Origin of the sequence: Falsiroseomonas oryzae (genome assembly GCF_027856955.1) — a bacterium.
Taxonomy (GTDB): Bacteria; Pseudomonadota; Alphaproteobacteria; order Acetobacterales; family Acetobacteraceae; genus Falsiroseomonas; species Falsiroseomonas oryzae.
This window is the reverse complement of the sequence record NZ_JAPSMD010000268.1, coordinates 1-7,462: the sequence shown is the minus strand read 5'-3', so window position 1 is coordinate 7,462 and position 7,462 is coordinate 1. Positions and strand designations below refer to the sequence as shown.

Below are 7,462 nucleotides of genomic sequence, written 5' to 3'. Positions count from 1 at the left end.
CATCCTCGACACGCTCGCGGTGATGCTGGCCGGGCAGAACGAGCCCGGCGTGCGCGCGGTGCGCCGCGCCGCATCGGGCTGGGCCGCGGGCGGCTGCTTCGTCGCCGGCAGCCACGAGGGCCTGCCCGCCCCCGCCGCCGCGCTGGTCAACGGCACGGCGGCACATGCCATCGACTACGACGACGTGCTCGAGCCCTCGATGTCGCATCCCTCCGCCGCGCTGGTGCCGGCACTGCTGGCATTGGCCGAGGCCACGGGCGCGAGCGCGTCGGACATGGTGGATGCCTATCTCGTCGGCTTCGAGGTGCTGGCGCGGCTGGGCGAGGCGATGAACCTCGAGCATTACCGGCGGGGCTGGCACACCACGCTCTCCCTCGGCAGCCCGGGCGTGGCGGCGGCCTGCGGGCGGCTGCTGCGGCTGGATCCGCACGCGATGGCGATGGCGATCTCGCTCTCCACCAGCATGGCCGGCGGGTCGAAGCGCCAGTTCGGCACCGTGGCCAAGCCGTTGCACGCCGGGCTGGCCGCGCAGAACGGCATGATGGCCGCGCAAATGGCCGCAGCCGGCGTGGAAGGCATCGCCGAGCCCTTCGAGGGCAAGTGGGGCTACCTGGAGCTGATGGCGGGCGAGTCCGCGCCGGGCTTCGCGGGCCTGGCCGACCGGCTGGGCCGGCCCTCCGCCATGGAGCAGTACGGCGTGTGGCTGAAGGCCTATCCCTGCTGCGCCTCCACCCACCGCCCGGTGGACGCGCTGCGCGCACTGCGCCCGCGCGCCGCGGAGGTGGCCCAGATCGAGGCGCTGGTCTCCGAGGTCGCGGCCGCGAACCTGCGCTACCGCGTGCCGACCAGCCCCGCCGAGGCGCGGTTCAGCCTGCCCTACTGCCTGGCCGCGACTCTGGAGGACGGCTCGCTCACCATGGCGAGCTTCACCGAGGACGCGATCGCCCGCCCTTCCGTCGCCGCGCTGATGGAGCGCATCGAGATGCGCGTCGATCCGGAGCTGCGCGGCGACAGGCCGGTGACGGAGATGACGGAGCGCGCGACGCTGCACGTGACCCTGGCCGACGGCGGGACACGGCGAGAGGCACGCATCACGCCGCACGGCCATCCCGGCGATCCGCTCGCCGAGGACGAGCTCGGCGCCAAGTTCCTGGACTGCGCGCGCGACGCGCTGGCGCCGCATCGCGCGGAGCAGGCGCTGGCGCGGCTCGAGCGCTTCGAGACGCTGAACCGCATGGAGGAGGTCACGGCGCTGCTGCGGCCGTGAGGATCGCACCACGAGGAAGGAGGGCTGCGCATGCGTGATCCACACCAGCCGCAAGGGCCCGGCCGCCGCGGCCTGCTTGCGCTGTCCGTCACCGGGCTCGCCGTGCCCGGCCTGCTGCGCGCGCAGGACGCCTTCCCCAGCCGACCGATCCGCGTGATCGTGCCCTACGGCACGGGCGGCGCGACCGACGTGACGATGCGCGTGCTGGCGCCCAAGCTTTCCGAGATCCTCGGCCAGCCGGTCGTGGTGGAGAACCGCGTCGGCAGCGGCGGCACAGTCGGCACTAACTTCGTCGCGCGCTCGGCGCCGGATGGCTACACGCTGGTCTGTGCCGCGCTCTCGGCCGTCGCTCTCGCGGTGCATCTCTATCGCAACCTGCCCTATGACCCACTGCGCGACCTGACGGCCATCGCGCCGACGGTCTTCGTCCCCCTCGCCCTCGCCGCCACCACGCGCGGCTGGAACGTGCGCACCGCGCAGGAGCTGGTGGCGGAGCTGCGCGCGCATCCCGGCCGCTATCACTACGCCAGCAACGGCGTCGGCACGACCAGCCACCTGGCCGGCGCCAACTTCGTGGCGCATACCGGCACGCAGGTGGTGCATGTGCCCTACCGCAGCGCCGGCGCCGCCTTCACCGCGCTGCTGGCCGGCGAGGTGCAGTTCACGCACGAGGTGCTGAGCGCGCTGAAGCCACATGCCGAAAGCGGCGGCGCGCGCGTGCTGTTCGTCGCCAGCGACCGGCGCTCGCCGGTGATGCCGGACGTCCCGACGCTCGCCGAGGCCGGTCTGCCACCCTACAAGGCCTATTCGTGGTTCGGCCTGTTCGGTCCCGCCGGCATGCCGCCGGAGGTGGTGACGCGCATCGCCAACGCCGTGGAGCGCGCGCTCTCCGACCCCGAGACGGGCCCCCGGCTGGAATCCCTCGATGCCCAGCTGATGCGCGGCTATACGCCGCAGCGCTTCACCCAGTACCTGCGCGACGAGATCGTCGCCTGGGAGCCGCTGATCGCCGCGTCCGGCGCGAAGGTGGAGTAGCGCCATCACCACGCCAAGCCTCGCGCCGGAGGCGGCCGCATCGCAGGAGCGGGCCGCTTGACCGACGCTGCCTTCCACCCGGACTTCCGGGCCGAGCCCTATTGGTGGGACGCCGCACCGCCCGAGACCGCGCGCGACGAACCGCTGCCCGCGCGCGCCGACCTGGTGGTGATCGGCAGCGGCTTCGCCGGCCTCTCCGCCGCGCTGGAAGCGGCACGTGCCGGCGCTACGGTCGCCGTGCTGGATGGCGGGCCGCTCGGCGGCGGCGCCTCCTCCCGCTCCGGCGGCATGGTCAGCTCCGGCCAGAAGCTGGTGCTGACCGCCGCGCTGAAGGGGTTGCCGGCCGAGAAGCAGGCCGCGGCGCTGGAGGACAGCAAGGCCACCTTCGAGTTCCTGAAGGACCTGATGGCGCGCGAGAAGCTGGACGCCGACCTGCAGCTCTGCGGCCGCTTCTTCGGCGCCTTCGTGCCCGCCCATCTGGAGACGCTGAAACGCAACGCGGAGACGCTGAAGGCGCGCACCGGCGTGACCATCCGCATCCTGTCGCGCGAGGAGCAGCGCGAGGAGGTCGGCACGGACTACTTCCATGGCGGCTTCGTCGTTGAGGAGTATGGCGGCGTTCATCCGGCGAAGCTCAACCGCGCCTTGCGCGACGCCGCGCGGATCGCCGGCGCCACTCTGTTCAGCCATGCCCGCGTGCTCGGCACGGAGCGCGACGGCGACGGCCACAAGGTGCGCACGGAGCGGGGCGAGATCCGCGCCCGGCACGTCCTCTACGCCACCAACGGCTACACCGACCAGGCCAATCCGTGGCTGCAGGACCGCCTGGTGCCGGTGATGAGCTACCAGATCGCGACCGGGCCCCTGCCGCCCGGCCTGATGGACCGGCTGATCCCACGCCGGCGCATGGTGACCGACAGCCGGAAGGAACTGACCTACACGCGCCCCTCGCCGGACGGCACGCGCATCCTGTTCGGTTGCCGCCCGCGCGCGCGCCAACTGGAGCCGCAGCGCCTGGCCCTTGCCCTGCGGGCACGCATGCTGCGCTTCTGGCCGGAACTCGGGCAGACCCGCCTGACCCATGCCTGGGGCGGCTATGTCGCGATGACCGCCGACCGCATCCCGCATGTGGCGGAGAAGGACGGCGTGATGCACGCTGTCGGCTGCAACGGCAATGGCGTGGCGCTGATGACCTTCCTCGGCTGGCATGCGGCGCAGCTCATGCTCGGGCGCACCAACCGGCGCGCCTTCTTCGCCGACATCCCCTTCCCCGCGCTGCCGCCCCTGGTGAACCGGCCCTGGTTCGTGCAGGCCGCCAGCGCCGCCTACCACCTGCGCGACTTCGCGGCGAACCCGGCCGAGGTCGTCGCCGAACGGCTGGGCCGACCCGGCCGGATGCACACCACAAGCAAGGAGGCTGAGGGATGAGGATCTTCCGCAGGGGACTGGCGGCGGGCGCGCTGCTGCTGGGCCTCGCCGCCGGCCAGGCGCTGGCGCAGCAGATGCCGCCGCTGCCGCAATCCATCCGGGAGCATGGCCAGTTGCGCGCCGGCGTGCGCTGCGACCAGCCGCCCTACGGCTTCCGCGGCGCCGATGGCGGCTTCGCGGGCGTGGAGGTGGAGATGGCACGCCAAATGGCCGCCTGGGCCTTCGGCAGCGCCGATCGCATCGACCTGCAATGCGTCACCGCCGATAACCGTATCCCGCAGCTCAACGCCCGCCGCGTGGACCTGCTGATCGCGACCCTCGGCGTCACGCCGGAACGCGCCCGCGTGATCGATTTCTCGGACGCCTATCGCTGGGGCGGGTCCGACCTTCTGGTGCGTCGCGACAGCCCGATTCGCAGCCTGGACGACGTGCGCAACCGCACCGTCATCATGCTGCGCGGCACCACCCAGGCTCTGTGGTTCGACGCCAACATGCCAGGGCTGAACTCGCTGCGGCTCAACACCGCCTCCGACGCGCTGCAGGCGCTGCTGCAGGGACGTGGCGAGGCCTATGCGCACGACGCCGCGACACTGATCGTCATCGCCGCGCGCGACCCGAACCTGCGCCTTGTCGGCGAGCCCTTCGCTGTCTCCGACGCCGCGGTCGGGCTGCGCAAGAACGAGCCGGAATGGATGGCCTGGATCAATGCGGCGCTGGCCCGGATGAAGCGGGAGAACCTCTACACCACCTGGTTGGAGCGCTGGGTGCCAGCCGAGATCCGTGCGCCCTACACCGCCGCCTTCAACGAGCCGCGACCCAACGCCCGGTAGCGGCGGGTGGACTTCGAGCTCGACTACCTGCTTCGGCAGCTGCCAGCGCTGCGCGCCGGCATCCTGCTGACTATCCAGGTCAGCGCGATCGCGATGGTGCTCTCCATCGCGATCGGGCTGGTCGGCGCCAGCATGCGGGTGCTGCGCGTGCCCGTGCTTTCGCAGCTCTTCGCCGGCTATGTCGAGTTCATCCGGAACACGCCGCTGCTGGTGCAGCTGTTCTTCGTCTTCTTCGGCCTGCCCGCCATCGGGCTGACCCTCTCGCTGTTCTGGTCGGGCGTGCTGGCGCTGACGCTCTGGGCCGGCGCCTTCCAGACCGAGAACGTGCGCGGCGGCCTCTCCGCAATCGCGTCCGGCCTGCGGGAAGCCGCGCGCGCGCTCGGGCTGACGCGCGGGCAGTACCTCCGCCTCGTCGGCCTGCCGCTCGCGGTCCGCACCGGTCTTCCCGCGATACTGAACACGTGCGTCTCGCTGGTGAAGAACAGCGCCTATGTCAGCGCGATCGGGCTGCAGGACCTGGCCGGCGTCGCCTTCGACCGCATCGCCAGCGACTTCCGTGCCTTCGAGATGCTGGCCGTGCTGCTGGTGGGCTACCTCGCCCTGGTGCTGAGCCTCAGCGCCGCGGTCCGCGCGCTGGAACACCGCCTGCAGGCGCCCTTCCGCGCATGAGCTACGGCTTCTCCCTGATCGCCGAGAACGCGCCGCTGCTGCTGATCGGCCTGCGCGCCACGCTGCTGCTGGCCGCGGTCACGCTGGTGGCCTCCACCGTCATCGGCGTGCTGCTCGGCACGCTGGCGACGGTCAAGGCGCGATGGGTGCGCATGCTCGTCGCGCTGTACGTGGAGGTTCTGCGCGACATCCCGCTCATCGTGACGATCTTCACCATCTTCTTCGGCGCGCCCTTCCTGGGCGTGCCGCTGGAGCCCTTCCCCGCCGTCGCGCTCGGGCTTTCGCTCTGGGGCGGCGCCAACGGGGCGGAGATCGTGCGCGGCGGCATCCAGTCCGTGCCGAAAGGGCAGAGGGAAGCCGCGACCGCGCTCGGGCTGCGCGCGTGGAAGATCTACCTGCTGATCCTCTGGCCGCAGGCGCTGCGCGCCGTGCTGCCGGCCTATACTGGCCTGCTTGCGCTGATCGTGCAGTCCACCTCGCTTGGTGCGCTGGTCGGCGTGACGGAGTTCCTCAAGGCCGGCGGCCTCATCATCGAGCGCAGCACGGTGATGCAGGGCATCAACCCCGCCTTCGAGATCTACGCCTTCGTGCTGCTTGTGTACTTCGGCGTCTGCTCGGTGCTCACGGCGCTGTCGCGCCGGCTGGAGCGCCGGCTGGGCCGTGCCTCCGCCGGCATCGTGCGCACGCCCGACGCCGCCAGCCTCTGAACCCACCACCGGAGCCATCGCGGCATGTCGCACGCCTCCAAGGTCAGCCGCCGCCTCGCCGAGGGCATCGCGCCCGAGGTGATCGAGCACATCTACAGCCCGCGCCTGGCTGGCGAGCTGGTGCTGACCTTCCCCTATCTCGGCGCGCTGAATGCCGCGCATCTGGTGATGCTGGCGCGCCAGGGCATCGTGACACCGGCGCAGGCGAAGGCGATCGCCGGCGGCCTGCTGCGCATGGCGGCGGAGGGTCCGGCCGCCATCACCCCCGACCCGAATCTGGAGGATGCCTATTTCAACGTGGAGGCGCGGCTCATCGCGCTAGTCGGCGCCGATCCGGGGGGGCGCCTGCACATCGCGCGCAGCCGCAACGACCTCTCCGCCGCGCTGGACAGGCTGCGCGTGCGCGACGGTGTGCTGCGCTTGCTGGACGGCGCTGTGGCATTGCGCCGCACGCTGCTGGCGCGCGGCGAGACGTTCGCGGAGGTCGTGATGCCAGGCTACACCCACCTGCAGCCGGCGCAGCCCATCACCTTCGGCTACTACCTGACCGGCCTCGCCTCCGCCCTCGAACGCGACGCGGCGCGCCTGCTGGATGCCTGGCCGCGCCTCAACCTCTCGCCGATGGGCGCGGCGGCGCTGGCCACCACCACCTTCCCCGTGGACCGCGCGCTGGTCGCGCAGCTGCTCGGCTTCGACGGCGTGCTGGAGCACGGGCTGGACTGCGTGGCCAGCCGCGACTTCTCGGTGGAGGTCGTGGCCGCCGCAGCGCAGCTCGCCCTCACGCTCAGCCGCTTCGCGGAGGACATGCACGTCGCCGTGAGCCACGAATTCTCGGCGATCGAGTTCCCGGACTCGGTCTGCGGCACCTCCTCCATCATGCCGCAGAAGAAGAACCCGGTGGTGCTGGAGCACCTGAAGGGCAAGGCAGCCCATGTCGTCGCCGGCTTCGCCTCCGCCGGCGCCTGCATCCGCGCCAGCCACTTCACCAACACGCTGGACGCGCACCGCGAGGGCCAAGCGATGATCTGGCCGGCCCTGGCCGAGACCGAGCGCGCCCTGGCGCTGGCCGGCATCGCCGCTGCGACTGCGACGCCGAAGGCCGAGCTGCTGCTCGCCCGCGCGCGCGCCAACTTCTCCACCGCGACCGACCTGGCCGATGCCCTGGTGCGCGGCGCCGGGATGGACTTCCGCACCGCGCATCACGTCGCCGGCGCGGTGGTGCGTCGCCTGATGGAAGCCGGCCGCGGCGCGCATGAGGCGACGGTGGAGATCGTGGACGCCGCCGCGCAGGAGGTCGCCGGCCGTGCCGCCGGGCTGGACGCGGCGACGGTGGCGCAGGCGCTCGATCCCGCCCGCTCCGTCGCGGCGCGCACCATCCCGGGCGGGACCGCACCGGTGGAGGTGCGTCGCATGGCCACGCGCATGGCGTCGCGCCTAGCGGAGGACGAGGCCCGGGTCGCCGCGTGGCGCGACCGGCTGGCGGCGGCGGAGGCGCAGCGCGACGCCGCGCTGCAGGCCCTGGCCAC

7 protein-coding genes are annotated in these 7,462 nt (G+C 72.3%); all 7 read left to right on the top strand.

Going from position 1 to position 7,462, the window contains the following annotated elements; translation table 11 throughout:
- A partial coding sequence (locus tag OZN99_RS21105) for an MmgE/PrpD family protein (RefSeq protein ID WP_270937228.1) occupies nucleotides 1–1,267 on the top strand: 1,267 nt, incomplete at its 5' end.
- Nucleotides 1,268–1,297: 30 nt separating this feature from the next.
- Nucleotides 1,298–2,302, top strand: a complete 1,005-nt coding sequence (locus OZN99_RS21100) for a Bug family tripartite tricarboxylate transporter substrate binding protein (protein ID WP_270937227.1) — start codon at nucleotides 1,298–1,300, stop codon at nucleotides 2,300–2,302.
- Nucleotides 2,303–2,359: 57 nt separating this feature from the next.
- The gene (locus tag OZN99_RS21095; RefSeq protein ID WP_270937226.1) at nucleotides 2,360–3,730 is read left to right on the top strand and encodes an NAD(P)/FAD-dependent oxidoreductase; all 1,371 of its coding nucleotides are present in this window, start codon (nucleotides 2,360–2,362) and stop codon (nucleotides 3,728–3,730) included.
- Entirely contained in the window at nucleotides 3,727–4,560 is an 834-nt protein-coding gene (locus OZN99_RS21090; RefSeq protein ID WP_270937225.1) for a transporter substrate-binding domain-containing protein, read from the top strand. Before OZN99_RS21095 ends, OZN99_RS21090 begins: the two co-directional genes overlap by 4 nt.
- A 6-nt stretch (nucleotides 4,561–4,566) precedes the next feature.
- On the top strand, nucleotides 4,567–5,229 hold the full coding sequence (locus OZN99_RS21085) for an amino acid ABC transporter permease (protein ID WP_270937224.1): 663 nt from the start codon (nucleotides 4,567–4,569) through the stop codon (nucleotides 5,227–5,229).
- The gene (locus OZN99_RS21080) at nucleotides 5,226–5,936 is read left to right on the top strand and encodes an amino acid ABC transporter permease (protein ID WP_270937223.1); all 711 of its coding nucleotides are present in this window, start codon (nucleotides 5,226–5,228) and stop codon (nucleotides 5,934–5,936) included. The genes OZN99_RS21085 and OZN99_RS21080 overlap by 4 nt, the downstream gene beginning before the upstream one ends.
- 24 nt (nucleotides 5,937–5,960) lie before the next feature.
- The coding region (gene argH, locus OZN99_RS21075; protein ID WP_270937222.1) for an argininosuccinate lyase at nucleotides 5,961–7,462 on the top strand (1,502 nt) is incomplete at its 3' end.